General features: G+C 72.1%; 24 protein-coding genes and 2 pseudogenes. 11 read left to right on the top strand and 15 right to left on the bottom strand.

The window, feature by feature from the left end; translation table 11 throughout:
• Positions 1-145 precede the first annotated feature (145 nt).
• Positions 146-1,372 carry a 4-hydroxybenzoate 3-monooxygenase gene (locus ACWGJ5_RS19475; protein WP_453310903.1) on the top strand — a complete coding sequence of 409 codons (1,227 nt, stop codon included), beginning with the start codon at positions 146-148 and terminating at the stop codon, positions 1,370-1,372.
• Positions 1,373-1,558: 186 nt separating this feature from the next.
• The gene (locus tag ACWGJ5_RS19470) at positions 1,559-2,419 is read left to right on the top strand and encodes a Bax inhibitor-1/YccA family protein (protein ID WP_453310902.1); all 861 of its coding nucleotides are present in this window, start codon (positions 1,559-1,561) and stop codon (positions 2,417-2,419) included.
• 64 nt (positions 2,420-2,483) lie between these two features.
• Here the strand turns inward: ACWGJ5_RS19470 and ACWGJ5_RS19465 are convergent, their stop codons facing one another.
• Positions 2,484-2,714 carry a DUF4287 domain-containing protein gene (locus tag ACWGJ5_RS19465; RefSeq protein ID WP_020940491.1) on the bottom strand — a complete coding sequence of 77 codons (231 nt, stop codon included), beginning with the start codon at positions 2,712-2,714 and terminating at the stop codon, positions 2,484-2,486.
• A 99-nt stretch (positions 2,715-2,813) separates the two neighbouring features.
• Between ACWGJ5_RS19465 and ACWGJ5_RS19460 the strand changes: the two genes are divergently transcribed.
• Positions 2,814-3,125, top strand: a complete 312-nt coding sequence (locus ACWGJ5_RS19460) for a hypothetical protein (protein WP_453310901.1) — start codon at positions 2,814-2,816, stop codon at positions 3,123-3,125.
• A gap of 39 nt (positions 3,126-3,164) precedes the next feature.
• Here ACWGJ5_RS19460 and ACWGJ5_RS19455 read toward each other — a convergent pair whose 3' ends face one another.
• The 3 genes from ACWGJ5_RS19455 to ACWGJ5_RS19445 form a co-directional block, all read right to left on the bottom strand.
• Positions 3,165-3,956, bottom strand: a complete 792-nt coding sequence (locus tag ACWGJ5_RS19455; RefSeq protein WP_453310900.1) for a hypothetical protein — start codon at positions 3,954-3,956, stop codon at positions 3,165-3,167.
• A gap of 288 nt (positions 3,957-4,244) precedes the next feature.
• Complete coding sequence (locus tag ACWGJ5_RS19450; protein WP_453310899.1) at positions 4,245-5,462, bottom strand: acetyl-CoA C-acetyltransferase; 1,218 nt, start codon at positions 5,460-5,462, stop codon at positions 4,245-4,247.
• Positions 5,463-5,660: 198 nt separating this feature from the next.
• Positions 5,661-6,680: an SGNH/GDSL hydrolase family protein gene (locus ACWGJ5_RS19445; RefSeq protein ID WP_228624607.1), complete on the bottom strand. Its 1,020-nt coding sequence runs from the start codon at positions 6,678-6,680 to the stop codon at positions 5,661-5,663.
• Between the two features lie 159 nt (positions 6,681-6,839).
• On the opposite strand from ACWGJ5_RS19445, the gene ACWGJ5_RS19440 reads away from it, so the two are divergent.
• On the top strand, positions 6,840-8,231 hold the full coding sequence (locus tag ACWGJ5_RS19440) for a cystathionine beta-synthase (protein ID WP_453310898.1): 1,392 nt from the start codon (positions 6,840-6,842) through the stop codon (positions 8,229-8,231).
• A 356-nt stretch (positions 8,232-8,587) separates the two neighbouring features.
• On the opposite strand, the pseudogene ACWGJ5_RS19435 reads toward ACWGJ5_RS19440, so the two are convergent.
• Positions 8,588-8,818: pseudogene (locus tag ACWGJ5_RS19435) on the bottom strand (MmyB family transcriptional regulator); the annotation flags it as partial.
• Between ACWGJ5_RS19435 and ACWGJ5_RS19430 the strand changes: the two are divergent.
• Positions 8,810-8,929: pseudogene (locus tag ACWGJ5_RS19430) on the top strand (short-chain dehydrogenase); the annotation flags it as partial. The pseudogenes ACWGJ5_RS19435 and ACWGJ5_RS19430 overlap by 9 nt on opposite strands.
• A 7-nt stretch (positions 8,930-8,936) precedes the next feature.
• On the opposite strand, the gene ACWGJ5_RS19425 reads toward ACWGJ5_RS19430, so the two are convergent.
• The 5 genes from ACWGJ5_RS19425 to ACWGJ5_RS19405 form a co-directional block, all read right to left on the bottom strand.
• On the bottom strand, positions 8,937-9,380 hold the full coding sequence (locus ACWGJ5_RS19425) for a hypothetical protein (protein ID WP_453310897.1): 444 nt from the start codon (positions 9,378-9,380) through the stop codon (positions 8,937-8,939).
• A 66-nt stretch (positions 9,381-9,446) separates the two neighbouring features.
• On the bottom strand, positions 9,447-10,379 hold the full coding sequence (locus tag ACWGJ5_RS19420; protein ID WP_453310896.1) for an ABC transporter substrate-binding protein: 933 nt from the start codon (positions 10,377-10,379) through the stop codon (positions 9,447-9,449).
• Between the two features lie 11 nt (positions 10,380-10,390).
• Positions 10,391-11,053, bottom strand: a complete 663-nt coding sequence (locus ACWGJ5_RS19415; protein ID WP_453310895.1) for an ABC transporter permease — start codon at positions 11,051-11,053, stop codon at positions 10,391-10,393.
• A gap of 1 nt (position 11,054) precedes the next feature.
• Positions 11,055-11,696: an ABC transporter permease gene (locus ACWGJ5_RS19410; RefSeq protein WP_453310894.1), complete on the bottom strand. Its 642-nt coding sequence runs from the start codon at positions 11,694-11,696 to the stop codon at positions 11,055-11,057.
• The gene (locus ACWGJ5_RS19405) at positions 11,693-12,727 is read right to left on the bottom strand and encodes an ABC transporter ATP-binding protein (RefSeq protein WP_453310893.1); all 1,035 of its coding nucleotides are present in this window, start codon (positions 12,725-12,727) and stop codon (positions 11,693-11,695) included. Before ACWGJ5_RS19405 ends, ACWGJ5_RS19410 begins: the two co-directional genes overlap by 4 nt.
• Positions 12,728-12,868: 141 nt before the next feature.
• Here ACWGJ5_RS19405 and ACWGJ5_RS19400 point away from each other — a divergent pair, with 141 nt between their 5' ends.
• The 3 genes from ACWGJ5_RS19400 (at position 12,869) to ACWGJ5_RS19390 (ending at position 15,996) form a co-directional block, all read left to right on the top strand.
• The gene (locus ACWGJ5_RS19400; protein ID WP_453310892.1) at positions 12,869-14,386 is read left to right on the top strand and encodes an aromatic amino acid ammonia-lyase; all 1,518 of its coding nucleotides are present in this window, start codon (positions 12,869-12,871) and stop codon (positions 14,384-14,386) included.
• Complete coding sequence (locus ACWGJ5_RS19395; RefSeq protein WP_453310891.1) at positions 14,383-15,279, top strand: MurR/RpiR family transcriptional regulator; 897 nt, start codon at positions 14,383-14,385, stop codon at positions 15,277-15,279. Before ACWGJ5_RS19400 ends, ACWGJ5_RS19395 begins: the two co-directional genes overlap by 4 nt.
• Before the next feature lie 132 nt (positions 15,280-15,411).
• Positions 15,412-15,996: a hypothetical protein gene (locus tag ACWGJ5_RS19390; RefSeq protein WP_453310890.1), complete on the top strand. Its 585-nt coding sequence runs from the start codon at positions 15,412-15,414 to the stop codon at positions 15,994-15,996.
• Here the strand turns inward: ACWGJ5_RS19390 and ACWGJ5_RS19385 are convergent.
• The 5 genes from ACWGJ5_RS19385 to ACWGJ5_RS19365 all read right to left on the bottom strand — a co-directional run bounded on the left by ACWGJ5_RS19385 (position 15,993) and on the right by ACWGJ5_RS19365 (position 19,681).
• The gene (locus ACWGJ5_RS19385) at positions 15,993-16,367 is read right to left on the bottom strand and encodes a hypothetical protein (RefSeq protein ID WP_453310889.1); all 375 of its coding nucleotides are present in this window, start codon (positions 16,365-16,367) and stop codon (positions 15,993-15,995) included. The genes ACWGJ5_RS19390 and ACWGJ5_RS19385 overlap by 4 nt on opposite strands.
• 20 nt (positions 16,368-16,387) lie before the next feature.
• Positions 16,388-16,909 (bottom strand): roadblock/LC7 domain-containing protein, encoded by a 522-nt coding sequence (locus ACWGJ5_RS19380; RefSeq protein WP_453310888.1) that lies wholly within the window; start codon positions 16,907-16,909, stop codon positions 16,388-16,390.
• 31 nt (positions 16,910-16,940) lie between these two features.
• Positions 16,941-17,744, bottom strand: a complete 804-nt coding sequence (locus ACWGJ5_RS19375; protein ID WP_453310887.1) for a transcriptional regulator — start codon at positions 17,742-17,744, stop codon at positions 16,941-16,943.
• Positions 17,741-18,127, bottom strand: a complete 387-nt coding sequence (locus ACWGJ5_RS19370; protein WP_453310886.1) for a hypothetical protein — start codon at positions 18,125-18,127, stop codon at positions 17,741-17,743. The genes ACWGJ5_RS19375 and ACWGJ5_RS19370 overlap by 4 nt, the downstream gene beginning before the upstream one ends.
• 180 nt (positions 18,128-18,307) lie before the next feature.
• Positions 18,308-19,681, bottom strand: coding sequence for a diaminopimelate decarboxylase (locus tag ACWGJ5_RS19365; protein ID WP_453310885.1), 1,374 nt, complete (start codon positions 19,679-19,681; stop codon positions 18,308-18,310).
• A 149-nt stretch (positions 19,682-19,830) separates the two neighbouring features.
• On the opposite strand from ACWGJ5_RS19365, the gene hutU reads away from it, so the two are divergent.
• The 3 genes from hutU to ACWGJ5_RS19350 all read left to right on the top strand — a co-directional run bounded on the left by hutU (position 19,831) and on the right by ACWGJ5_RS19350 (position 24,115).
• Positions 19,831-21,495: a urocanate hydratase gene (gene hutU / locus ACWGJ5_RS19360; RefSeq protein ID WP_453310884.1), complete on the top strand. Its 1,665-nt coding sequence runs from the start codon at positions 19,831-19,833 to the stop codon at positions 21,493-21,495.
• Positions 21,496-21,578: 83 nt separating this feature from the next.
• Complete coding sequence (locus ACWGJ5_RS19355; RefSeq protein WP_453310883.1) at positions 21,579-22,781, top strand: allantoate amidohydrolase; 1,203 nt, start codon at positions 21,579-21,581, stop codon at positions 22,779-22,781.
• A complete protein-coding gene (locus ACWGJ5_RS19350) occupies positions 22,778-24,115 on the top strand; it encodes a formimidoylglutamate deiminase (protein ID WP_453310882.1) in 1,338 nt (445 codons plus the stop codon). Before ACWGJ5_RS19355 ends, ACWGJ5_RS19350 begins: the two co-directional genes overlap by 4 nt.
• The last annotated feature ends 15 nt before the right edge of the window (positions 24,116-24,130 follow it).

The raw sequence follows: 24,130 nt of genomic DNA, 5'->3' as shown, positions 1-24,130 counted from the left end.
GGCGTCGCGACCGTGCATCCCCATTGACATCGCTTGCCTCCCGGCGCAGACTCACGCCCACCATCAGTGAAGAAAACTTCACCAGGCGAACATCTGGCACTCATCGCCGCCTGGGGCAAGGGCGCCACGGGAAGGGACAGAACCGATGCGCACCTCCGTCGGGATCATCGGAGCCGGACCGGCCGGACTGCTGCTCGCGCGGCTGCTGCACCGTGCCGGCATCGACTCGGTCGTCCTGGAGAGCCGCGACCGCCCTTACGTCGAACATCGGCAGCGCGCCGGAATCCTGGAGCAGGGCACGGTGGACGTGCTGCGCGCGGCCGGCGCCGGGGAGCGGATGGACCGGGAGGGCCTGCGGCACGACGGCATCGAGCTGCGCTTCGACCGGCGCCGCCACCGCGTCGACCTCCCCGGCCTGACCGGCGGCCGGTCGGTGATGGTGTACGCCCAGACGGAGGTCTGCAAGGACCTGATCGCCCTTCAGCTGAAGGACGGCGGGCCGCTGCTGTTCGAGGCCGAGGTGCTGGCGGTGGAGGGCGCCGAAGGCGACCGGCCGCGCATCCGGTTCCGGTGCCAGGGGCGCGAGGACGTGCTGGAGTGCGACTACGCCGTCGGCTGCGACGGCTTCTGGGGCGTGGCCCGCAGGGCCTTCCCGGCCGCCCTGTCCCGCGTCTTCGAACGGACGTATCCCTACGCCTGGCTGGGCATCCTCGCCGACGTCGCGCCCTCCCACGACGAACTCGTCTACGCCCGCCACGACCGCGGCTTCGCCCTCCTGTCCATGCGCCCGCCCGTCACCCGCCACCACCCTTCCAGGGAAGTCGCTTCGCTCCCCATCGAATCCTTCGTCTCCCGCCTCTACCTCCAGGTGCCCGCCGGCACGGACGCCGACGAGTGGACGGACGGCGAGATCTGGTCGGAGCTGGAGCGCCGTTGCGAGACCGCGGACGGCTGGCGGTTGGAACGCGGCCCCATCACCCACAAGTCGGTCACGCCGATGCGCTCCTTCGTGCACGAGCCGATGCGCCACGGCAGGCTCTTCCTCGCCGGTGACGCAGCCCACATCGTGCCGCCGACCGGGGCCAAGGGACTGAACCTCGCCGTCGGGGACGTCGTCACCCTCGCCCGCGCCCTCACCCACGAGAGGGAAACCGGCTCGGCGGACCTCCTCGACGCCTACTCCGCGACCTGCCTGCGCCGCGTCTGGCAGGCCGAGCGGTTCTCCTGTGACATGACGACGATGCTCCATCCGGCCCCGGACGCCACGCCCTTCGACGCCCGCCTCCAACTGGCCCGGCTGGAGCGGATCGCCTCCTCCCGCGCGGCCGAGACCGACCTGGCCGAGGCGTACACCGGGTTCCCGCTGGGTTAGCGGCGCGTCTCGGCGAGGTAGCAGGTTCGTCATGGAACGCGATCACCCATGGCCGGGAATCACCGGTACGCGTAGCGTGTTGGTCAGCACGGCAGGGGAAAGATCCTCCTCAGGTATCATGGTCGGTCCTTTGCCAATCCATTACTCTTGAGCCAAGGCTGCGCACGGCAGCCATGGAGGAGTGAAATGAGGAGCAGTAACCCGGTCTTCTCGCGACGGGGGTTCAGCCGCGACAACGGCTACGCCGGCTTCAACACCGCACCGCAGGCCGGGTACGCACAGGGCAACCCGTACGCGCAGAACCCCTACGCCCAGAACCCGTACGCGCAGGCGGACCTCCAGTACGGCGCCCCGCCGCAGGCCCCCGCCACCACCGACCGGATGACCATGGACGACGTCGTCGTCCGCTCGGCCATCACGCTCGGCACCGTCGCCGTCGGCGCCGTCCTCGCCTGGGCGCTGCTGCCGGTCACGGCGACCAGCTACGGCCTGGCCATCGGCTCGGCGATCGTCGCGTTCGTCCTGGCGATGGTCCAGAACTTCAAGCGCACGCCGTCGCCCGCGCTGATCCTCGGGTACGCCGCCTTCGAGGGCGTCTTCCTGGGTGTCATCAGCGAGATGTACAACAGCCGCTGGAGCGGCGCCCCCTTCCAGGCGGTGCTCGGCACCATGGCGGTCTCGGCCGCGACCCTGCTCGTCTACAAGGCCGGCTGGATCCGCGTCACCGCCCGCTACGCCCGCATCGGCATGGCCATCGCCATGGCGTTCCTGGTGGTCATGGCGGTCAACCTGCTGCTGGTCGCGTTCGGCGTCGCCGAGGACGGCGGTCTGCGCAGCTTCGGCCCGCTCGGCGCGCTCGTCGGCATCGTCGCCATCGTGCTCGGCGCGTTCTTCCTGACCCTCGACTTCAAGCAGATCGAGGACGGCATCGCCTACGGCGCCCCGCGCAACGAGTCCTGGCTCGCCGCGTTCGGCCTCACCGTGACCCTGGTGTGGATCTACCTGGAGATGCTGCGGCTGGTGGCGATCTTCACCAACAACGACTAGCGCCTGCGCCGGTCATGAGGAGGGCCCCGGGTTCCGACCCGGGGCCCTTCGCCGTGTGCGGCGGCTAGAGCAGCTTGCGCGCTGCCCTCCTCAGGTCGTACTCGTGGACGATCGCCTTCGCGTGGCCGTACGCGAGGTCGTACTCGTGCCGGAGCCAGCTGACCTTCTCCTCGAAGCGGAACAGGGCGGGGCCTTCTTCAACGGTGCGCAGCCAGTCGGAAACCTCGCGGCCGGTGCAATGGGGAATGCGGGCGAGCAGATTGCGGTGGGTCTCCTCCGAGAAGAGCTGGGACATCGGCGCCTCCGAACGCAAAGGGGATGTAAGCCGGTCCTTCACGTCACGGTGCCTGAGCGTTCGCGTATTGGCAACAGTGCGGCACGTTACGCTCGGCGCGTGGTTGATACGACGCCCTTGACCCGAGCAGTGGATCACTTCGCCGACCGGTTGCGCGCGGCGCCGCAGAGCCGGCTCCAACGGGGTGCCGCGGCCGAGGCTCTCGAGCTGGCCAGGGAGTTGGCCCGGCGGGCCCAGGCCGTGGAGGAGCCCGGGAGTGAGCCCCGGCAGGTGCCGGACGCCGGGATGTTCGCCGTGGCTGATCAGATTCTCGTGGCCGCGCACGACTTGGCGGTTGTGCTGAGCAGTGACGACGAAGTCGCCGAAGCGGTGCGGGTGGTTGAGGAGGCACATCAGAGGGCGGGGGTCTGAGGCGCCCGACGGGCGCTGTCCCCCGCCCCGTCCAGGCCCTCAGAGTGACGCGATGACCCGGTCCGCCAGGATGTAGACCATGTTCCCGTCGTCCTCGCCGTAGGCGAAGGTGAGGGTGTAGGCGCCGGAGATGCCGGAGCCCCCCAGCAGGTACGGGGCCTCGCCCGCCTCCACCGCTGCCGCCAGGCGTTCGGCGGTCTCGCGGTGGCCCGGGGTCATGCACAGGGTGGTGCCGTCGGCGAAGACGTAGACGTCGAGGGTGCCGAGCGGGCCCGGGCGGACGTCGGAGAGCTCGACGCGTTCGGCGGCCAGCTGCTCCAGCGTGGTGACGGTGCGCTCGTGGTCGTTCACCGCCGGCGACTGCACCGGGACGAAGTCGGGGTGCGAGGGGTGACGGCGGCGGGCCGCGGCCAGTTCCGGGGACTCCCCGGCGAACTCGTCGGCGTCGGCGCTCGGCTCGGACACCGGCTCCAGGCCGGCGAAGTCGGTCTGCCGGGGCAGGAACACCTCGGTGTCGGGCAGGCCGAGCAGGGTCGGGGCGTCAGAGGCGTCACGGGCCTCCTGCGCGGCCCAGAAGGCGCGCGCCTCCGCCAGCTCCCGCTCCCGCTCCTCGGCGAGCGCCTCGGCCACGGCGGCGCGTATCTGGTCGGCGTCGGTGCCGCTGCGGGCGTTCGGCAGCAGTGCGCGCATGGCGGCCGACTGGTTCTCGGCGAGCTGGGTCTGAAGCTCCGCCAGCTGGCGGCGCAGCTTCAGCACGGTGCGCAGGACGGCGACGCCCACGGCGCCGGTGGCGGCCGTGGTGAGCAGCAGGGCGATCGGCATGGCGCTCACTGACGTACTCCCGGTTCAAAGTCGACCCCCGACTTCCTACATCAGCTTGAAGGGCGGACTATCCAGCTGTCAGTGCGTAACGTCACGAAACGGACAGGACTTTGGGTTCGTGGTGCCGTCGCGCTCCACGTTGACCTGCGCTGACCTGCACCGATGTGTCCGGGGAGCGAGATAGGTCACATCCTGGGGGAAATTGGATCACGAAAAGGCCCAGAACCTTGGGGTTTCCCTGGTTCCGGGCCGTTTCCTGACGTGACGTGCCCGTCCCGCTACGGACGGTCCATCAGCTCAGCTGAGGCGCTCGATGACCATCGCCATGCCCTGGCCGCCGCCGACGCACATCGTCTCCAGGCCGAACTGCTTGTCGTGCCACTGCAGGGAGTTGATGAGCGTGCCGGTGATCCGGGCGCCGGTCATGCCGAAGGGGTGGCCGACGGCGATGGCGCCGCCGTTGACGTTCAGCCTGTCGATGTCGATGCCGAGCTCGCGGTAGGAGGGGATCACCTGGGCGGCGAAGGCCTCGTTGATCTCGACCAGGTCGATGTCGTCGATGGTGAGGCCGGCGCGCCGCAGTGCCTGCTTGCTCGCCTCGACCGGGCCGAGACCCATGATCTCGGGGGACAGGCCGGAGACGCCGGTGGACACGATCCGGGCGAGCGGGGTCAGGCCCAGTTCGCGGGCCTTGGTGTCGCTCATGATGACGACGGCCGCGGCGCCGTCGTTGAGCGGGCAGCAGTTGCCTGCGGTGACGAGTCCGTCCGGGCGGAAGACCGGCTTCAGGCCCGCGACGCCCTCCAGGGTGACGCCCGGGCGCGGGCCGTCGTCCTTGCTGACGACCGTGCCGTCGGGGAGGGTCACCGGGGTGATCTCGCGCTCCCAGAAGCCGTTCTTGATGGCCTGCTCGGCCAGGTTCTGCGAGCGGACGCCGAACTCGTCCATCTCCTCGCGGGTGATGCCCTTGGCGCGGGCCAGGTTCTCGGCGGTCTGGCCCATCGTGATGTAGGGGTCGGGCAGCAGGCCGTCCTCGCGCGGGTCGTGCCAGGTGGAGCCGGTCGACTCGGCGGTGGCCACGGTGCGGGCCTCGGCCTCGGCGAACAGCGGGTTGTGGGTGCCGGGCATGTCGGAGCTGCCGTGGGCGTAGCGGGAGACCGTCTCGACACCGGCCGAGATGAAGACGTCGCCCTCGCCGGCCTTGATGGCGTGCAGGGCCATGCGGGAGGTCTGCAGGGACGAGGAGCAGTAGCGGGTGATCGTGCAGCCCGGCAGGTGGTCCATGCCCATCTGTACGGCGACGACGCGACCGAGGTTGTGGCCCTGCTCGCCGCCGGGGAGGCCGCAGCCGAGCATCAGGTCGTCGATGTCCCTGGGGTCCAGCTCGGGGACCTTGGCGAGCGCGGCCTGGATGATCGTGGCGGTCAGGTCGTCGGGGCGCAGGTCCTTCAGGGAGCCCTTGACGGCGCGGCCGATGGGGGAGCGGGCGGTCGAGACGATGACGGCTTCGGGCATCACGGCTCCAGTGAACGGGATTTTGTTTGGGCAGGGCCGGTTGGGAAGTTACCGCTACGTATGGTCCAGGTCACCGGTGTCGGGGTGTGACTCTGACCGCAGTTTACTAAGCGCTTGCTTTTGTCTCCGGTGGTTCGGTTGGCAGAAAGGCGACCGCCCGGCCCTCGCCTCCCGGCCGACCGGGAGGGAGCTGGTGGGTCACAGGGACGGGCGGGCGGGCTCGGCCTCCGGTACGCGGCGCCTGCGCCGGCGCTTCAGCAACGCCCACGGTCCCCGCGGGCCCGTCGGCATCGCCGCCGTGACCTCCGTGCCCGCCTCCGACGCCGCCTCGGCCGCGGCGCGAGCCACCGGAAGGAAGCCCTCGCGCCGGGACACGTCCGGCCGTTCCTCCTCCGCCGGCCACAGGCCCAGCGCCGCGCAGACCGTGGGCAGGACAGCCATGGCCGCCGTCGCGTACCCCTCCGCCGAGGGGTGGTAGTTGTCCGGCCCGAACAGCTCCCGTGGGTTCGCCTCGAACTCAGGGCCCAGCAGATCACCGAGGGACACGGTCCGGCCCCCCTGCTCCACCACCCCGATCGTCTGCGCCGCTGCCAGCTGCCGCGAGGCCCGCCGGGCCAGCCAGCGCAGCGGCTGCTGCACCGGCTCGATGGTGCCGAGGTCGGGGCAGGTGCCGACCACCACCTCCGCACCGGCCGTGCGCAGCCGCCGTACCGCCGCCGACAGATGCCGTACCGAACGGGTCGGCGGCATCCGGTGGGTCACGTCGTTCGCACCGACCATGATCACGCAGATGTCCGGCACGGGCGACCCCCCCGACAGCACCAGCGCCACCTGGCGGTCCAGGTCGTCGGACCGGGCCCCCGGCTGCGCCACGTTCCGCAGCTCCACCGGGCGCTCCGCCACCGCCGCCAGCCCTGACGCCAGCAGTGCGCCCGGGGTCTGGCCCGACCGGTGCACGCCCTGCCCGGCCGCCGTGGAGTCGCCGAGCATGGTCAGGCGCAGGGGCGGTTCGCCGGGGACGTCGTAGGTGTGGCCGTAGATGCCGTCCGCGACGGGAACGCGGCCGCCGCTGTGGTTGCCCACATGGCGCCGGGCCAGCCGTACCTCCGCGAGCAGCAGACCGACCGCGGCCGCGCCGACCAGCCCGACCCCGCCACCGCCGTACGCCGCTCCGGCCGCGATGCGCCGGGCCACCCTCGCCCTCGACATGCTCGTCATGCGTCGCCGCCACCTCCTCGTAGCCGTTCACCCACTCCTTGCCCCGTACAGACCGTGCGTCAATCTCAACGGGGAGTGAACGGCCGCGCCGGCCACACGGCTGGCCTTAGGCTGGCGGCACCACTAAGACCACATCTTTTGCAGCAACCGGAGACAACGGTGCAATTCCACGACTCGATGATCAGCCTCGTCGGCAACACCCCGCTGGTGCGGCTCAACAACGTGACCGAGGGCATCCAGGCCACCGTTCTGGCCAAGGTGGAGTACTTCAACCCGGGCGGCTCCGTGAAGGACCGCATCGCCCTGCGCATGATCGAGGCCGCCGAGCAGAGCGGTGAGCTCAAGCCGGGCGGGACGATCGTCGAGCCGACCAGCGGCAACACCGGTGTGGGGCTGGCCATCGTGGCCCAGCAGAAGGGGTACAAGTGCATCTTCGTGTGCCCCGACAAGGTCTCCACCGACAAGATCAACGTGCTGCGGGCCTACGGCGCCGAGGTCGTCGTGTGCCCGACCGCCGTCGCTCCGGAACACCCGGACTCCTACTACAACGTCTCCGACCGGCTGGTCCGCGAGACCCCGGGTGCCTGGAAGCCCGACCAGTACTCCAACCCCAACAACCCGCTCTCGCACTATCACTCGACCGGTCCCGAGCTGTGGGAGCAGACCGAGGGGAAGATCACCCACTTCGTGGCGGGCGTGGGCACGGGAGGCACCATCTCCGGCACCGGCCGGTATCTGAAGGATGTAAGTGACGGTCGCGTCAAGGTCGTCGGCGCCGACCCCGAGGGTTCGGTGTACTCCGGCGGGTCCGGGCGGCCGTACCTGGTCGAGGGCGTGGGTGAGGACTTCTGGCCGACCGCCTACGACCGCACCGTCGCGGACGAGATCGTCGCCGTGTCCGACAAGGACTCCTTCCAGATGACCCGCCGACTGGCCAAGGAGGAGGGCCTGCTGGTGGGCGGATCCTGCGGTATGGCCGTCGTCGCGGCGCTGCGGGTCGCCGAGCGGCTCGGGCCCGACGATGTCGTGGTCGTGCTGCTTCCGGACAGCGGCCGCGGCTACCTCAGCAAGATCTTCAACGACGAGTGGATGGCCGACTACGGCTTCCTGGAGGACGAGGGCCCGAGCGCCCGCGTCGGCGACGTCCTGAACGACAAGGCGGGCGGCACCATCCCCTCCCTGGTGCACATGCACCCGGAGGAGACCGTCGGCCAGGCCATCGAGGTGCTGCGCGAGTACGGCGTCTCGCAGATGCCGGTCGTCAAGCCGGGCGCCGGTCACCCGGACGTGATGGCCGCCGAGGTCGTCGGGTCCGTGGTGGAACGGGAGCTGCTGGACGCCCTGTTCTCCAAGCGCGCCTCCCTCGAGGACCCGCTGGAGAAGCACATGTCCGCCCCGCTGCCCCAGGTCGGCTCCGGCGAGCCGGTCGGAGACCTGATGAGCGTGCTCGGCTCGGCCGACGCGGCGATCGTCCTGGTCGAGGGCAAGCCCACCGGCGTGGTCAGCCGGCAGGACCTGCTGGCCTTCCTCGCCAAGGGCGGAAAGCAGTAGCCAACCTCCGGTGAACTGGGGGTTTACGGGGGCCGCTTGAGTCGGTGCGGGGTTCGCGGAAGTGGTACGAGCGTGTCACGTGCGCGCAGCACCCGCTTAACACGGGTCCGGCAGATTAGTGGGTGTCGGCAGGGCGACGGGGGTACCTCCCAGGCGTTGAGCACTGGGGAGGCTCCCCGCCCCGGCCGGCGCCGAACGGCGCCAAGGACCTCCGGAGCGGCTCCCGGACCTCCATGGGCGCCACGGACGCGCAAGCCCGGCCCTGACCCGGCCCGCGTCCCTCGCGGGGACCGCCGTCGTCCCGCCCCCCGGCAACGGGGGTGCGGCGGTCCCCGCGCAATGCTTTTCCAGGGAGCTCAGCGGGCTGTGCTGGACTCCCGACTCCCCGGCAGGGCAAGGCGTTCGGCCGTCTCCGACCCCGGTTCCGGGGTGTACACCACGATCGTCTGGTCAGGGGCGGCCGGCATCGCGAGGGTCTCGTACGGCAGGGTCAGCAGGCCCGCCACCGGGTGCCGTACCTTCTTCACGCCGTACGCGCACTTACTGACCTCGTGGTCGGCCCACAGCCGGCGGAAGTCCTCGACGCGATCGGCAGCCTGTCGGCGGCCGAGGTCGCCGACACAGTCGCCTACGTCACCAGCCGGCCCCGGCACGTCAACCTCCGCCAGATCGTGGTCCTGCCGACCCGGCAGGCGTGAGCCCGGCTCAGTCCTGCCGGTCGGACCGGTCGCGGCGGCCGGTGAGCAGCTCCGGGTTGAGCCGTACCGCCTGGGCGAAGTTGACACCGACGATGCCCACCCAGGCGGCCACCGTCCCGGCCGTCCCGGCGACGCCGCCGGCCACGGCGGTCAGCGGGATCGCCAGGACCAGCGAGATGACCGCGAGCCCGAAGCGCTCCGCCCAGGTGTCGGCGCTCTTCGGGCGCCGCGCGCCGCGCGCGCTCTCCATTCGCTGCTCGGCCAGGTGCCGCCGCACCCGGCGGTCCACCGCGTCGTCGATCCGCTGCTCGACCTTCTCCAGGAAGGAGTCGACCAGCGCGGAGTCGTAGTCGGCGCCCAGGTCCGTGCGGGCCCGCACGGTGGCGTCGAGTTCCTTCCGCAGGTCCGGATCCTTCTTCAGGTCGCCGTTCCGCGAGTCCAGTGCGCTCATGCACTCCACCCTAAGGAGCGCTCACACCCCGCGCACTGGGGAAAGCCCCCCTCTTCGAACGCCCGGCTACCTCACCAGGCCGTGCTGCCTGGCGTAGGCGTTCGCCACGTCCTCGGGGTCCTTCTTGTCCTTGTCCACCTGCCGGTTGAGCTCGGTGAGCTGGGCCGTGGTCAGCAGGTTGCCGAGCCGGGCGAGGGCCTTGCGGACGGTGTCGTCGGCCTTGCGGTCGGCGATGAGCGGGACGATGTGCTGGCTGGGGATCAGGTGCTCGGGGTCGGTGAGCACCACCCAGTCGTTGGCCCTGATGTCGGTGTCGGTGGTGAAGAGGTTCGCCACGTCCACGTCGCCCTTCTTCAGGGCGCCCTTGACCAGCGGCCCGTCGGAGTCGAGCGACTTGAACTCCTTGAACTCCGCTCCGTACACGTCCTTCAGGCCGACCGCGCCGACCTGGCGCTTCTTCACCTCGGGCGCGGCGCCGATGACCAGCCTGCCGTTCTGCTTCTTCAGGTCGGCGAGGGACGTCAGCCCGTACTTCCTCGCCGTCTCGCGGGTGACGACGAAGGCGTCGGAGTCCTCCGCCATGCCGTACGGCAGCACCTGCAGGCCGGCCGGGAGGGCCTGGGTTAGGGCGTTCTGCATCTCGCCGGACTCGGTGGCCGTGACCTTCGGGGCGAGGTAGTTGAGGAGGGCGCCCTGGTACTCGGGCAGCAGGTCGATGTCGCCGCCCCTGAGCGCCGGGATGACGATCTCGCGGGTGCCGAGGTTGGGGCGGACGGTCGTCTTCACACCGGCGCCCTGCAGGACGGCCGCGTAGAGGTAGCCGAGGACCTGGTTCTCGGTGAAGTTGGCCGTGCCGATGGTGACTCCGCCCTTGCTGGAGCCGGCGCCGCCGGCGGCGGCGCCGGAGCCGTTGAGGGAGGTGATGCCGCCCGCGCAGGCGGAGAGGGCGGGGACGGAGGCGACCGCGAACAGGCCGCCGAGGACAGTACGTCGGTTCATGTCAGGGTTCCCTACGCGGTGCGGTGGCGGAAGAGGAAGCGCTGGAGGGAGGCGAGGGCCACGTCCAGGACGACGGCGACGACGGCGACCAGCACCGCGCCGCCGAGCACCTGGACCAGGTCGCGCTGGGCGAGGCCGTCGAAGACGTAGCGGCCCAGGCCGCCGAAGGAGACGTACGCGGCGATGGTCGCCGTGGCCACGACCTGGATCAGGGCCAGCCGCAGGCCGGTCATGATCAGCGGCAGCGCGAGCGGGAGCTCGACCTGGAACAGGACCTGGTGACCGCGCATGCCCTGGCCGCGTGCCGCGTCCTTCACCTCCGGGTCGACGGCCGTCATGCCGGCGTAGGTGTTGGTGACGATCGCCGGGACCGCGAGGGCGACCAGGGCGACGTAGACCGGCAGCATCGACAGGCCGCCCGCCAGGAAGACCAGGACGACCAGTCCGACGGTCGGCAGGGCGCGGCCGAAGGAGGCGAGGTTGATGGCGAGGAACGCGCCCTTGCCCGTGTGGCCGATGAGCAGCCCGAGCGGCAGGCCGATGGCAGCGGCGATGAGCGTGGCCAGCAGGGAGTACTGGAGGTGTTCGGCGAGGCGGTGGGCGATGCCGTCCGGGCCGGTCCACTGGGAGCCGCTGGTCAGCCAGGTGCCGAGGTTCTTGAAGAGCTCGTACATCTCAGGCTCGCCTCCTGGTCCAGGGGGTGAGGGCGTACTGGACGGCGACCAGGGCCGCGTCCGCGACGACCGCGAGGAGCAGGGTGAGGACCACTCCGGCGATCACCGGGGTGGGGAAGTCGCGCTGGAAGCCGTCGGTGAAGAGCTGGCCGAGGCCGCCGTCGCCGATGTAGGTCGCGACGGAGACCAGGGAGATCGACATGACGGTGGCGATGCGGACCCCGGCCATGATCACGGGGAGCGCGAGCGGGAACTCGACCGTGAGGAGGGTGCGCAGGGGGCGCGTGCCCATCGCCTTCGCCGCCTCCTTCACCTTCACGGGGACCGAGTCCAGGCCCTCGACGGTGTTCCGCAGCAGGACGACCAGGGTGTAGACGGTCAGGCCGGTGACGGTGGTGGTGCGGGTCAGGCCGCTGACCGGCAGCAGCAGCACGAAGATCGCGATCGACGGGATCGTGAACAGGACGTTGGAGGCGCCGAGCAGGAAGCCGCGCAGCCGGGGGATGCGGTGGGCGACCACGGCCAGCGGCAGCGAGACCAGCAGGCCGAGGGCGACGGCCGTGAGGGCGGCCTGGAGGTGGGAGAGCGTGAGGGTGGTGAGGTCGTCCGTGTGGGACGACATCCAGGACCAGTCGATCGTCATGCGGCCACCCTCACTTCGGCGTGGGCACGGCCGGCGTGCTCGTGGATGTCGTCGCGGGAGGAGACGCCGGTGAGGACTCCGTCGGCGTCGACCCGGGCGACCAGGCCGGTGGGGGAGGCGAGCGACTCGTTGAGGGCGGAGAGGAGGGAGTCGGTGTCCTTGAGCGGGCGGACGGGGAGTTCGGTGCCCTTCGAGGCCCAGTGGAGGGGCTTGTTCCGTGCGTCGAGCACGAGGGTCCAGGCGCCGCCTTCCGGTGCCGGGCCCCGGGGGACGTCCGCGAGGGTCTTCAGGGACAGCAGCTTCAGTCCGCGTTCGGCGCCGAGGAAGCCGGCCACGAAGTCGTCGGCCGGGCGGGCCAGGAGTTCGGCGGGCGGGGCGCACTGGACGAGGTGGCCGCCGGTGCGGAACACGGCGATCCGGTCGCCCAGCCGTACGGCCTCGTCGATGTCGTGCGTGACGAACACGATGGTCTTGCTCAACTCGGCCTGCAGCCTGAGCAGTTCGTCCTGCAGCTGGGTGCGGACGACGGGGTCCACCGCGCCGAACGGCTCGTCCATGAGCAGTACCGGCGGGTCGGCGGCGAGGGCGCGGGCGACGCCGACGCGCTGCTGCTGGCCGCCGGAGAGCTGGTGCGGGTAGCGCTTGCCGGCCTCGGGTGCCAGGCCGACGGTCTCCAGGAGTTCGGCGGCGCGGGCCCGGGCCTTCCTGCGGTTCCAGCCGAGCAGGAGCGGGACGGTGGCGATGTTGTCGAGCACCGTGCGGTGCGGGAAGAGGCCGGCCTGCTGGATGACGTAGCCGGTGGAGCGGCGCAGCTCGGCCGCGTCCTGCCGGGTGACGTCCCTGCCGCCGACGCGGATGGTGCCGGAGGTCGGCTCGACCATCCGGTTGATCATCCGCAGGGTGGTGGTCTTGCCGCAACCGGAGGATCCGACCAGGACGGTGATACCGCCTTCCGGCATCTCCAGGCTGAGGTCGTGGACTGCTGTGGTGCCGTTGGGGAAGCGCTTGTGGACCGCATCGAACTGGATCATGAGATGTCCCTTGCCCGGCTGCATAACGTCATGCAGAGTTCTTGGTGTGTGAATAGGTTGTCAACGGTTTGGCGTCAATCCGCTGTAACGGATGACCGAGGGGCAAGATCGGATGTCCTGATTGAGGGGAGAATGGGCTTGATGTCGTCTCGCATCGTGGACGCACCGGTGTCCGTGCCGTCCGCGCGGTCCGCGGCCGTCGTCCTGGACGGGGCCGGACTCGGCTTCGAGGACGTCGTACGGCTCGCCGACGGCGCCGCGCATGCCGTCCCCGAGGCCGGCGCGATGCGGCGCGTGGAGCACTCCTGGAACGCCGCCCGGCAGATCGCCGCGACCGGACGCGTCTACGGCCGCTCCACCGGCGTCGGCGCCAACCGGAACGAGGACGTGCCCACCGAGGCCGCCGCCGGCCACGGCCTGCGCCTGCTGCGCAGCCATGCCGGCGCCATCGGCGAGGAACTCCCCGCCCGCCAGGTGCGCGCCATGCTCGCCGTCCGCGCCAACCAGCTGCTGGCCGGCGGCGCGGGCCTCAGGCCCGGCGTGGTCACCGCCCTGTGCGAGGCCCTGGAGACCGGCGCCCACCCGGTCGTCAACGAGTTCGGCTCCGTCGGCACCGGCGACATAGCCGCCCTGGCCCAGGTCGGGCTCGCGCTCGCCGGGGAGCACCCCTGGCGCGGCGCCGGCGCCCCCGCCGCCCAGCCCCTCGACAACAACGACGCCCTCGCCCTGATCAGCAGCAACGCCCTCACGCTCGGCCAGTCCGCGCTCGCCCTGCACGAACTGCGCGGGCTCATCGGCGCCACCCAGGTCGTCGCGGCCCTGTCCCTCATCGCCGTCGACGGCTCCCACGAGGCGTACGCCGCCCCCGTGCACGCCGCCCGCCCGCACCGGGGCAGCACCGAGGTGGCCCGCCGGATGCGGGAGCTGATCGGCGCCGCCGACCGGCCGACCCCGCCGCTCGGCCGGATCCAGGACCCCTACGGCTTCCGCTGCCTGCCCCAGATCCACGGCCCCGCGCACGACGCGGCCGACGCCCTGGAGCAGGTGCTGACCGTGGAGATCAACGCGGCCGCCGAGAACCCGCTCATCGCCCCCGAGGAACAGGCCGCCTACCACCACGGCGGCTTCTACCAGGCCCAACTTGCCCTCGCCCTGGACCACTTCAGGCTCGCGCTGACCCAGGTGGCCCGGCTGTCCACGTCCCGCCTGTCCACGCTCAACGAGCCCGCCTACACCCGGCTGCGCCCCTTCCTCGCCGACCCCGAACCGGCCTCCTCCGGCGTGATGATCCTGGAGTACGCGGCCGGAGCGGCCCTCGGCGATCTGCGGGCCTTCTCCGCGCCCGCCTCGCTCGGCCACGCTGTACTCTCCCGGGGCGTCGAGGAACAGGCGAGCTTCGCCTCGCTCGCCGCGCGGCAGACCCTGCGCGCGTGCGGTGCGTATCGTCTGGTGGTCGGCTGCGAACTCGTCGCCGCCGTCCGCGCGCTGCGCCAGCGCGATTTGCGGCCCGACCCCGGGCTGCCGGTCGGCCGGGCGTTCGCGCTCGCCGAGTCGGTCCTGGACGCCGACCCGGCCGACCGGCCGCTCACGGACGACGTGACGGAGGCGGCCGCACTGCTCGACCGGTTCACGGACATCTGGAGGGGGAGCGCGGCATGAGCGTGGACAGGAGTACTGAAACGACGGAGAGTGTCCCGTCCGGCACGGCGTCCGGTGCCACGGACAGCCCCGCGAACCGGCTGCAGGCTCTCTTCGAGGGGCACCGGCTCACGCCGACCCAGCGCCGGATCGCGCACAGCATGGTCCGGCGGGCCGCCGACGTGCCCTTCCTGTCCAGCGTGGAGCTCGCCGAACTGGCCGGGGTCAGCCAGCCGTCGGTGACCCGGTTCGCCGTCGCACTCGGCTTCGACGGCTATCCGGCGCTGCGCAAGCACCTGCGCGAGGTCGTCCCCGCCGAACCGGCGGCCGAAGCGGGCGCCTTCAACGAGTACCAGCAGGCCGTCGAGGCCGAGATCGAGAACCTCAGGCATCTCGCCGACCTGCTCGCCGACCCTCGCCCGGTGCAGCGGGCCGGCCGGGTCCTGGCCGCCTCCCGCCCGCTGCCGGTGCTCGGCCTGCGCGCCGCCGCCTCCCAGGCGTACGGCTTCGCCTACTTCGCCGCCAAGGTCCACCCCGACGTCCGGCTGCTCAACGAGGGCGGCACCATGATCCAGGACCGGATCGACGCGGCCGTCCGCGCCGGCGCCTCCGCGCTGCTGTGCTTCGCGCTGCCCCGGCACCCGCGCGAGGTCGTCGACACCCTCGCCTACGCAAAGGACGTCGGCCTGACGACCGTCACGGTCGCCGACTCCGCGTTCGCGCCGGTCGCCAAGTACTCCGACCTGCTACTGCCCGCCGCCGTCGGCACCGGGCTCGCCTTCGACACCGCGTGCGCGCCGATGCTGCTCGGACGGGTGCTGCTGGAGGCGGTCTGCGACGACCTGCCCGAGGCGCAGGCCCGGCTGGAGGAGTTCGACGCCAAGGCGGCGACGCGGGGCCTGTTCGTGGAGTGAGCCCGTCGCACGCGGGTGCTCGCGGGGCTCTCAGATTCGTCTCACCTTCTGCCACTGACTTCCCCGGGAGTTGTCGACCGAAGTCGTCGGCGAGACACAGGCGCATGCGGACACGTGACACGGGAGGCTCACGTGGCGCGCGGAGGACAGGGGCTGGCCCGGGTGGCCGTCGTCGTACGGGCGGGGGCCGCTCCGCTGTGGTGGTTCGGGGTGTGCGCGGCCGGGGTCGGGGTGCTGCCGTCCGGGCTGACCGGGCGCCGGATCGGGGTGTTCGCCGGGGCCGCGCTGTTCGTCGTCGGCGCGGCGGCCGTGGCACTGGTGCCGAGGGGCCGGTACGGCGCCCTCGCTCGCGGTGCGGGCCGCGCGGGCAAGTACGACGTGCTGCAGGACCGGGCGGTGACCGTGCGCAACTGGCGCCGTGGTCACCGCTGGTGGCTGCTGTCGGCCTTCGTCGTGGCGCTCCGCTCCGCCTTCGCGGTGCCCGCGGCCGGCGGCTTGCTCCTGGCCGGGCTGGGCACCGGGCTGCGGCTGAAGGCCGCCTGGATAGGGCGCCGCGAACGCGCCGAGGACACGCTGCTGTGGGTGCGCGTCGACTGGCTCGACCGGCGCGGCGGGAGCCCGGCGGGCAAGGCCGTCAAGGGCCTGCGCGGTACGGGCATCGCGGCCGGCGACGCGGCCCCGGGCGGGGCCCGCCGCCGTACCGCCGCACTGGTCTAGATCTCCAGTTCCCCTTCGATCCTCTTGAGCTGGTGCCGTGCCATCGCCAGGTTGGCCCGGCCGGCGTCCAGGACGAGGTACAGGAACAGGCCGTTGCCGCCGCGACTCTTGAGCAGGCGGATGAGGTGGTACTGGCCCGTCAGCGTGATCAGGATGTCCTCGATCTCGCCCTTGAGGCCCAGCATCTCCATCGTGCGCATCTTGGCGCGGACCACGTCGGTGTTGCCCGCGGCGGCCACGTTCAGGTCGAAGGTCTTGCTGCCGCCGATCGTGCCCAGCGCCATTCCGCTGGTGTAGTCGACGAGCGCGACGCCGGTGGCGCCCTCGATGGAGGTGAGGGCTTCCTTCAGCGCGGTCTCGGTGTTGGCCATGGTGGATCCTCTCGAACGGTTCAACTGTCGGTTGCGGTGCGCGCGTCGGCGCTCGTGGCGCGGGGCGTGCGGGGTGTGCGGTTCGTGCGGGTGCGGGCCGGGGGTGCGGTGCTGACGGCGCCCAGCGGCCGCCCGGTCCGGCCGGCCGCCCGGGCGGCGGCCTCGGCGGCATCGAGCAGCTCCCCGATGCGGGCTCCGGAGCGGCGGCCCTCCAGATGCAGTCGGCCGACGTTGACCCTGCCTTCGGCGAGCAGGGTCAGTACGGCCGTGCGGCCGGCCGCGTAGGTGGCGACATAGCCGTGCTCGCCGCGCACCAGCAGTTCCCGGAAGCCGCCGTTGCCGGTGGCGTCGGCGACGCGCACGGCGACGCCGAGCGCGGCGGCGGTGAGTGCGGCGAGGCCCTCCGGGTCGACTCCGGGCGTGTCGTGGGCGACGACGAGACCGTCGACGCCGGCCGCCAGGGCGCCGGTGAGCTGCGGCACCCGGTTGCGCAGCCGGTGCAGCTCGTCCAGGACGGCCCCCAGGTCCTCCTCGGACACCATCAGCTCTCTCCTCTCGGCGGGGCGGTGCCGTTCAAAGCGCCTCCAGCGCATCCCTGAGCCTCTTCAGCAGCGCGATGTCGGGGTCGGTGACCGGGGGTGGGGGCGGCGGGGCGGGCGCCGCCGGCCGGGGTGCGACGTGGCCGGCCGCGACGAGCCGGCGTACGTCGACCAGCGTGTGGAAGGCCTGCCGGCCCAGGTTCCGGGCGATCTCGGTGGCCGTGCGGACGCCGTCCACGCGGTCCAGGACCGCCCGCTGCCGGGGCGTGACCGGCGCGGCGGCGGCGCGTCCGGCGGCCGGGTCCGCCCGGATCAGCGGGGCGCTGTCGGCGGCCGGGTCGGGCCACAGCCGGTGCAGCAGCAGCCGGCGGCGCAGCGTCTCGCGTTCCAGGGCGATCACCGGGACCGAGGGCAGCGGGCCGAGGCGGGGACCGCTGTCGTAGCGGAAGCGGCCGGGGGCGCTGCTCGGGGCCAGCGCGAAGTACCCGGCGTCGTAGAGCGCGTCGAGGTGGCACAGCTCCAGCGCGCCCGCGGGCAACAGTCCGGAGTCCAGCAGGAGTTCGGCGGCGTGCAGCGGCCCGGCGGTCCGTTCGGCGGCCTGCTGCCAGGCGGTGGCCGCGAGGGTGCCGTGGGCCGTGAGGAGCACGTCGAGTCCGGGGGCGAACGGGCTCTCGGCGTGCACCACCCGGCCCTCGGCGAGGTACAGGGTGCCGTGCTCGCGGACCAGGACGCCGGTGGCCCGCTCCTCGGCGAGCCGGGTCAGCATCGGCGACAGTGCCCGGCCGACCGGCTTGTCCCGCACCGGCAGGGGCGGCGGAGGTATGTGGGCCACGGTCATCCCAGCACCAGCCGGGCCGCCATCTCGCCGAGCCGTATCCGGGCGAGCGCGAGGTTGCCCTCCTCGCGGCTGAGCCACAGGTGCAGGAAGACGCTGCTGTCGAAGGACGTGTCCACGAACCTCAGCAGGTGGTAGCTGTCGTGGTTGCTGACGATCACGTCCTCGACGGGTGGTTGGCCGTCGTCGGTCCGGGTCGCGAAGGCGCCGTGCTCGGCGGCCATCCGGGCCAGCTCGGCGGCCTCGGCGGCGGTCGTCTCGTGATCGCCGCCGGGCGCCTCCCCGACCGTGCCGAGGGCCAGTCCGCTCGTCCAGTCCACCAGCGCCGCTCCCCGGGCACCGGGCAATCGCATCGCTTCCAGCAGGCACTCGTCGATTCCGGGCACCGGTGGCTCCCCTCCCGCCTGGTTCTCCGGCTGAGTGACAGCGACACTACGCAACGTGTGCGCGGGAAGTGAGGCCTTTGGCATTTTCCTGTGGAACATGCATCCGGCGTACTAGTGTGGGTCAACTGGCCACTGTGTCGTGTGAGTTGATCCATTCGTTCGAGGGGTGCCGGGTGTGCGTCAACGGCTTTCCGGTGCCCGGAGGGTGGTGAGCGCGTCCGTGTGCGCCCCGCCCGACTCCGCCACCACCTCGGCGACGGTCTGCGGCTCCCGTACGGTCGCGAAGGCGACGCCCGACGAGCCGTCCGGCGCGAAGCCGTAAATGCCCGGCCGGACAAGGGAGTTGTAGGCGTAGTGGTGGGCGAAGTAGTACGCGCCCGTGTCGAGCGCGGCCGCGTAGTCGCCCTGCTCCAGCAGCGGCAGCGCGCGCCCCTCCGCCAGCAGGTCACCCGAGAAGCAGGCAGGCCCGGCCACGTCCTGCACCACCTCCGGCCCCGGCTTCGGCCGCCCCTTGGCGTCGTACGCGGCGATCCGCAGCGGCCACGCCTCCGGCGCGTACACGGTCCGCGTGGCCACCTGCACGCCGGCGTGCGTCACCGCGATCCGCCGCCCGCCCGCGCTCTTGGCGTACTCCACCCGGGCCACCACCGTCCCGTGCTTGGCCAGCAGCGACCGGCCGAACTCGGTCACCAGCCCGTACCGCCCGTCGAACAGCCCCGGCACCCGCTCGGCCAGCAGCCGGGCGTACCGCGTGTACGAGGGTGCCGTCGCCTCGGCCGCGAAGTTCACCGGCAGTCCGCCGCCGATGTCGAGCGTGTCGATCTGCCACCGTCCCGCCCGCTCGTTGATCTCCTCCGCGAGCGCGTACGTCTCCGCCACACCCCGCGTCAGCAGCTCCGGCGGGATGCCCTGTGAGCCGGTGTGCGCGTGCAGCCGGGTCAGCCACGGCCGGTCCAGGTACGCCCGTACGACCCACTCGCGCGCCCCCTCGTCGCGCAGCGCCACCCCGAACTTGGAGGTCGCCGTCGCCGTCGAGGTGGCCCCGATCGTGCCGCCGCCGACCTGCGGGTTCACCCGGATGCCGAGCGGGGACCCGGTCGCGGCGGAGCGCACCAGGGCGTCCAGGCGGTCCAGCTCCTGCGGGTTGTCGGCGTTCACCGCGATGCCCAGGGCCAGTGCCTCACGCAGCTCCGCCGGGGTCTTGGCGGGCGAGTCCAGCACGGTCCGGGCCGCCGGCACCCCGGCCGCCCGTGCCAGGGCCAGCTCGCCCGGGCTCGCCACCTCCGCGCCGATGCCCGCCTCGCGCAGCAGCCGCAGTACGGGCACCAGCGGGGTCGCCTTCACCGCGAACGCGTGCAGCACCGGTGTACCGGGCGGCACGACCGCGTCGAACGCCGCCCGCAGGGCCGCCGCGGACTGACGGATCCCGGTCACGTCCAGCAGCCCGGCCACGGCCGCGTCCGGCCCCAGCAGCCCCTGCTCCACGGCGGCCCGCACCGCCTCGTCCCGCCGCGCGGCGCGCTCCCGCGCCTCCCTTTCGAGGTCCCGGTCCACGGCCTCTCCCCTCGTGGTCCCCTCGTGTCCGTCTCGCGTACATCCAGCCAAACACCGACGGCGCGCGGACGGGGCCGCCCCGATGTATTGACTAGTTCTATTCAGAACGACAGGATGTGAATAGACATGGCTACAGGAGGAGGCAGACGATGTCGGGACCCCGCCCCGTACGAGCACCGCGCGGCACGGAACTGAGCGCCCTGGGATGGCAGCAGGAAGCCGCCCTGCGCATGCTGCAGAACAATCTCGACCCGGAGGTCGCGGAGCACCCCGACAAGCTCGTCGTCTACGGCGGCACCGGCAAGGCCGCCCGTGACTGGCGCTCCTTCGACGCCATGGTCCGCACCCTGCAGACCCTCAAGCAGGACGAGACCATGCTGGTCCAGTCCGGCCGCCCCGTCGGCGTGATGCAGACCCACGAGTGGGCCCCGCGCGTCCTCATCGCCAACTCCAACCTCGTCGGCGACTGGGCCAACTGGGAGGAGTTCCGCCGCCTGGAGGCCCTCGGCCTGACCATGTACGGCCAGATGACCGCCGGCTCCTGGATCTACATCGGTACCCAGGGCATCCTCCAGGGCACCTACGAGACCTTCGCCGCCGTCGCCGCGAAGAAGTTCAACGGCACCCTCGCCGGGACCATCACCCTGACCGCCGGCCTCGGCGGCATGGGCGGCGCCCAGCCGCTCGCCGTGACGATGAACGACGGCGTCGCCATCTGCATCGACTGCGACCCGCGCGCCATCGAGCGCCGCATCGAGCACCGGTACCTCGACGTGAAGGCCGACAGCCTGGACCACGCCCTCCAGCTGGCGGTGGAGGCCCGCGACGCCCGCCGCCCGCTGTCCATCGGCGTCCTCGGCAACGCGGCCGACCTGGTCCCGCAGCTGCTCGCGATGAACGCTCCCATCGACATCGTCACCGACCAGACCTCCGCCCACGACCCGCTGTCCTACCTGCCGGTCGGCGTGGCCTTCGAGGACATGGCGTCCGAGGCGGCGAAGGACCCGGCGGGCTTCACCACCCGGGCCCGCGAGTCCATGGCGAAGCACGTCGAGGCCATGGTCGGCTTCATGGACGCCGGCGCCGAGGTCTTCGACTACGGCAACTCCATCCGCGGCGAGGCCCAACTCGCGGGCTACGACCGGGCGTTCGCCTTCCCCGGCTTCGTCCCCGCCTACATCCGTCCGCTGTTCTGCGAGGGCAAGGGCCCCTTCCGCTGGGCCGCCCTGTCCGGCGACCCCGCCGACATCGCCAAGACCGACAAGGCGATCCTGGAGCTGTTCCCGGAGAACGAGTCCCTGGCCCGCTGGATGAAGATGGCCGGCGAGCGCGTCCACTTCCAGGGTCTGCCCGCGCGCATCTGCTGGCTCGGCTACGGCGAGCGCGACAAGGCCGGCGAGCGCTTCAACGACATGGTCGCCTCCGGTGAGCTGGCGGCCCCGCTGGCGATCGGCCGCGACCACCTGGACTGCGGGTCGGTGGCCTCGCCGTACCGCGAGACCGAGGCCATGCTCGACGGGTCGGACGCGATCGCCGACTGGCCGCTGCTGAACGCCATGGTGAACGTGGCCTCCGGTGCGTCGTGGGTTTCCATCCACCACGGTGGCGGCGTGGGCATGGGCCGGTCCATTCACGCCGGGCAGGTGACCGTGGCCGACGGTACGAAGCTGGGCGGCGAGAAGATTCGCCGGGTGCTGACGAACGACCCGGGCATGGGTGTCATCCGGCACGTGGACGCGGGCTACGACATCGCGGAGTCCGTTGCGCAGGAGCGGGGCGTGCGCGTTCCCATGCGCGAGGGTGACGACGCGTGACGCAGGACGCAGGCACCCGTTCCGCCCCGCGGAACGACTGCCCACAGCCTGGACGGCCTGCCGCTTCGCGTTCCTTTCATGAGATGTGGCGCGAGTTGCTCCCCATCGGCCGGCACGCCGACTCCGGCGGATACCGGCGTTACGCCTGGACCGGTGCCGATGTCGACTGCCGGGCCTGGTTCAAGGAGCAGGCCGAGACGCGCGGGCTGACGTACGAGGTGGACCGGAACGGCAACCAGTGGGCCTGGCTCGGCGACCCCGCTGCAGGGGACGCCGTCGTCACCGGGTCCCACCTGGACTCCGTGCCCGACGGTGGTGCCTTCGACGGCCCTCTCGGCGTGGTGTCCTCCTTCGCGGCCCTCGACGAGCTGCGGAGCAGGAACGTGCGGTTCGCGAAGCCCCTGGCCATCGTCAACTTCGGGGACGAGGAAGGGGCCCGGTTCGGGCTCGCCTGTGTCGGGTCGCGGCTCACCGCCGGGCAGCTGACCGTGGAGCAGGCCCACCGGCTCACCGACGCCGACGGGGTCAGCCTCCCGCAGGCCATGGCAGCCGCCGGGTACGACCCCGAGGGCATCGGGGCCGACCCGGAGCGGCTGGCCCGGATCGGCGCCTTCGTCGAGCTGCACGTCGAACAAGGGCGTGCGCTGGACCTGTCCGGCGACCGGGTCGGCATCGCCAGCGCCATCTGGCCGCACGGCCGCTGGAGGTTCGACTTCCGCGGCGAGGCCAACCACGCCGGCACCACCCGGCTGGTCGACCGCCGCGACCCGATGCTGTCCTACGCCGAGACCGTGCTCGCCGCCCGCCGCGAGGCCGAACTCGCCGGTGCCGTCGCCACCTTCGGCAAGATCGCCGTGGAGCCCAACGGGGTCAACGCGATCCCCTCCCTCGTGCGTGGCTGGCTCGACTCCCGCGCCGCCGACCAGGACACCCTGGACACGGTGGTCGGCGGGATCGAGCAGGCGGCCCGGAAGTACGCGGACGCCCGCGGCATCGACCTGGACGTCGTCCGGGAGTCCTTCACCCCGGTCGTCGAGTTCGACCACGCCCTGCGCGACGAACTCGCCCGCATCCTGGGCAAGGACACCGGCCTGAAGGTGCCCGTCCTCGGGACCGGGGCCGGACACGACGCCGGAATCCTCTCCGGCAGCATTCCGACCGCCATGCTGTTCGTGCGCAACCCCACTGGTGTCTCGCACTCCCCGGCCGAGTTCGCCGCCGAGGACGACTGCATGGCCGGGGTACGCGCGCTCGCCGACGTACTGGAAGGGCTGGTCTGCAGGTGACGAAGCGGACCTACTGGTTGGAGCACGCCTGGCTCGGCACGAACGTCGAGCCGGGCGTGGCCCTCGACACCGAGGACGGCCGGATCAGCGCCGTCCGCACCGGGACGCCCGCTCCGCCGCCCGGCGCCGAGGTGCTGCGCGGGCTCACGCTGCCGGGGCTCGCCAACGCCCACAGCCACGCCTTCCACCGGGCGCTGCGCGGCACCGTCCACGTCGGCTCCGGCACCTTCTGGACCTGGCGCGAGGTGATGTACTCCGTCGCCGACCACCTGACCCCGGACACCTACCACGCGCTGGCGCGCGCGGTGTACGCCGAGATGGCCCTGGCCGGCATCACCTGCGTCGGCGAGTTCCACTACGTGCACCACGCGCCCGGCGGCACCCCCTACGCCGACCCCAACGCCATGGGTGAGGCGCTGGTCGACGCCGCCGCCGAGGCCGGCATCCGGATCACCCTCCTCGACACCTGCTACCTGTCCTCCGGCTTCGGCGCGCCGCCGGGCACCCACCAGCTGCGGTTCTCCGACGGCAGCGCGGAGGCCTGGGCCGAACGCTGTGCAGTTCTCAAGGAGCGGGAGCACGCGCGGATCGGGGCGGCGATTCACTCCGTACGGGCCGTGCCGGCCGGGCAGTTGGCGACCGTGGCGGGGTGGGCCGAGCAGCGGCGGGCCCCGCTGCACGTGCACCTGTCGGAGCAGACCGCCGAGAACGACGCCTGCCTCGCCGCGCACGGCTGCACGCCCACCCGGCTGCTCGCCGACCACGGCGTGCTCGGGCCGCGCACCACCGGCGTGCACAACACCCACCTCACCGACGAGGACATCGCCCTGCTCGGCCGCTCCGGCACCGGCACCTGCATGTGCCCGACGACCGAGCGGGACCTGGCCGACGGCATCGGCCCGGCCGTCGCCCTGCAGCGGGCCGGTTCCCCGCTCTCCCTCGGCTCCGACAGCCACGCCGTCATCGACCTGCTCGAAGAGGCGCGCGCGATGGAGCTGAACGAGCGGCTGCGCTCCCGCACCCGGGGGCACTGGACGGCGCTCGCCCTGCTGCGGGCCGCCACCGCCGACGGCCACACCGCCCTCGGCTGGGACCAGGCCGGCACCCTCGAACCCGGCGCCCTCGCCGACTTCACGACGATCGCCCTGGACTCGGTCAGGACAGCGGGCCCGCTGCCCAGGCTGGGCGCCGAGACGGCCGTATTCGCCGCGACGGCAGCGGACGTACGGCATACGGTCGTCGGCGGACGGCATGTCGTACGGGACGGGGTGCACACGCTCGTACCCGACGTGCCACAGGCCCTCGCGCGGGCAGTCGAAGCCCTTCGCTCCTGACCACCACCCACGAGG

The sequence above is a fragment of the Streptomyces sp. NPDC054783 genome, assembly GCF_053611725.1.
Note: the sequence above shows the minus strand (reverse complement) of the source record. Positions and strands in the feature narration are given on the sequence as shown.

Excerpts from the sequence above, each read along its gene's own strand:
- ACWGJ5_RS19445 (WP_228624607.1), bottom strand. The coding sequence starts at position 6,680 with ATGACGAGCATGTCGAGGGCGAGGGTGGCCCGGCGCATCGCGGCCGGA.
- ACWGJ5_RS19475 (WP_453310903.1), top strand. The coding sequence starts at position 146 with ATGCGCACCTCCGTCGGGATCATCGGAGCCGGACCGGCCGGACTGCTG.
- ACWGJ5_RS19355 (WP_453310883.1), top strand. The coding sequence starts at position 21,579 with ATGTGGCGCGAGTTGCTCCCCATCGGCCGGCACGCCGACTCCGGCGGA.
- hutU (WP_453310884.1), top strand. The coding sequence starts at position 19,831 with ATGTCGGGACCCCGCCCCGTACGAGCACCGCGCGGCACGGAACTGAGC.
- ACWGJ5_RS19395 (WP_453310891.1), top strand. The coding sequence starts at position 14,383 with ATGAGCGTGGACAGGAGTACTGAAACGACGGAGAGTGTCCCGTCCGGC.
- ACWGJ5_RS19470 (WP_453310902.1), top strand. The coding sequence starts at position 1,559 with ATGAGGAGCAGTAACCCGGTCTTCTCGCGACGGGGGTTCAGCCGCGAC.
- ACWGJ5_RS19400 (WP_453310892.1), top strand. The coding sequence starts at position 12,869 with ATGTCGTCTCGCATCGTGGACGCACCGGTGTCCGTGCCGTCCGCGCGG.
- ACWGJ5_RS19450 (WP_453310899.1), bottom strand. The coding sequence starts at position 5,462 with ATGCCCGAAGCCGTCATCGTCTCGACCGCCCGCTCCCCCATCGGCCGC.
- ACWGJ5_RS19415 (WP_453310895.1), bottom strand. The coding sequence starts at position 11,053 with ATGTACGAGCTCTTCAAGAACCTCGGCACCTGGCTGACCAGCGGCTCC.
- ACWGJ5_RS19405 (WP_453310893.1), bottom strand. The coding sequence starts at position 12,727 with ATGATCCAGTTCGATGCGGTCCACAAGCGCTTCCCCAACGGCACCACA.
- ACWGJ5_RS19465 (WP_020940491.1), bottom strand. The coding sequence starts at position 2,714 with ATGTCCCAGCTCTTCTCGGAGGAGACCCACCGCAATCTGCTCGCCCGC.
- ACWGJ5_RS19375 (WP_453310887.1), bottom strand. The coding sequence starts at position 17,744 with ATGACCGTGGCCCACATACCTCCGCCGCCCCTGCCGGTGCGGGACAAG.
- ACWGJ5_RS19420 (WP_453310896.1), bottom strand. The coding sequence starts at position 10,379 with ATGAACCGACGTACTGTCCTCGGCGGCCTGTTCGCGGTCGCCTCCGTC.
- ACWGJ5_RS19425 (WP_453310897.1), bottom strand. The coding sequence starts at position 9,380 with ATGAGCGCACTGGACTCGCGGAACGGCGACCTGAAGAAGGATCCGGAC.
- ACWGJ5_RS19380 (WP_453310888.1), bottom strand. The coding sequence starts at position 16,909 with ATGGTGTCCGAGGAGGACCTGGGGGCCGTCCTGGACGAGCTGCACCGG.
- ACWGJ5_RS19410 (WP_453310894.1), bottom strand. The coding sequence starts at position 11,696 with ATGACGATCGACTGGTCCTGGATGTCGTCCCACACGGACGACCTCACC.
- ACWGJ5_RS19385 (WP_453310889.1), bottom strand. The coding sequence starts at position 16,367 with ATGGCCAACACCGAGACCGCGCTGAAGGAAGCCCTCACCTCCATCGAG.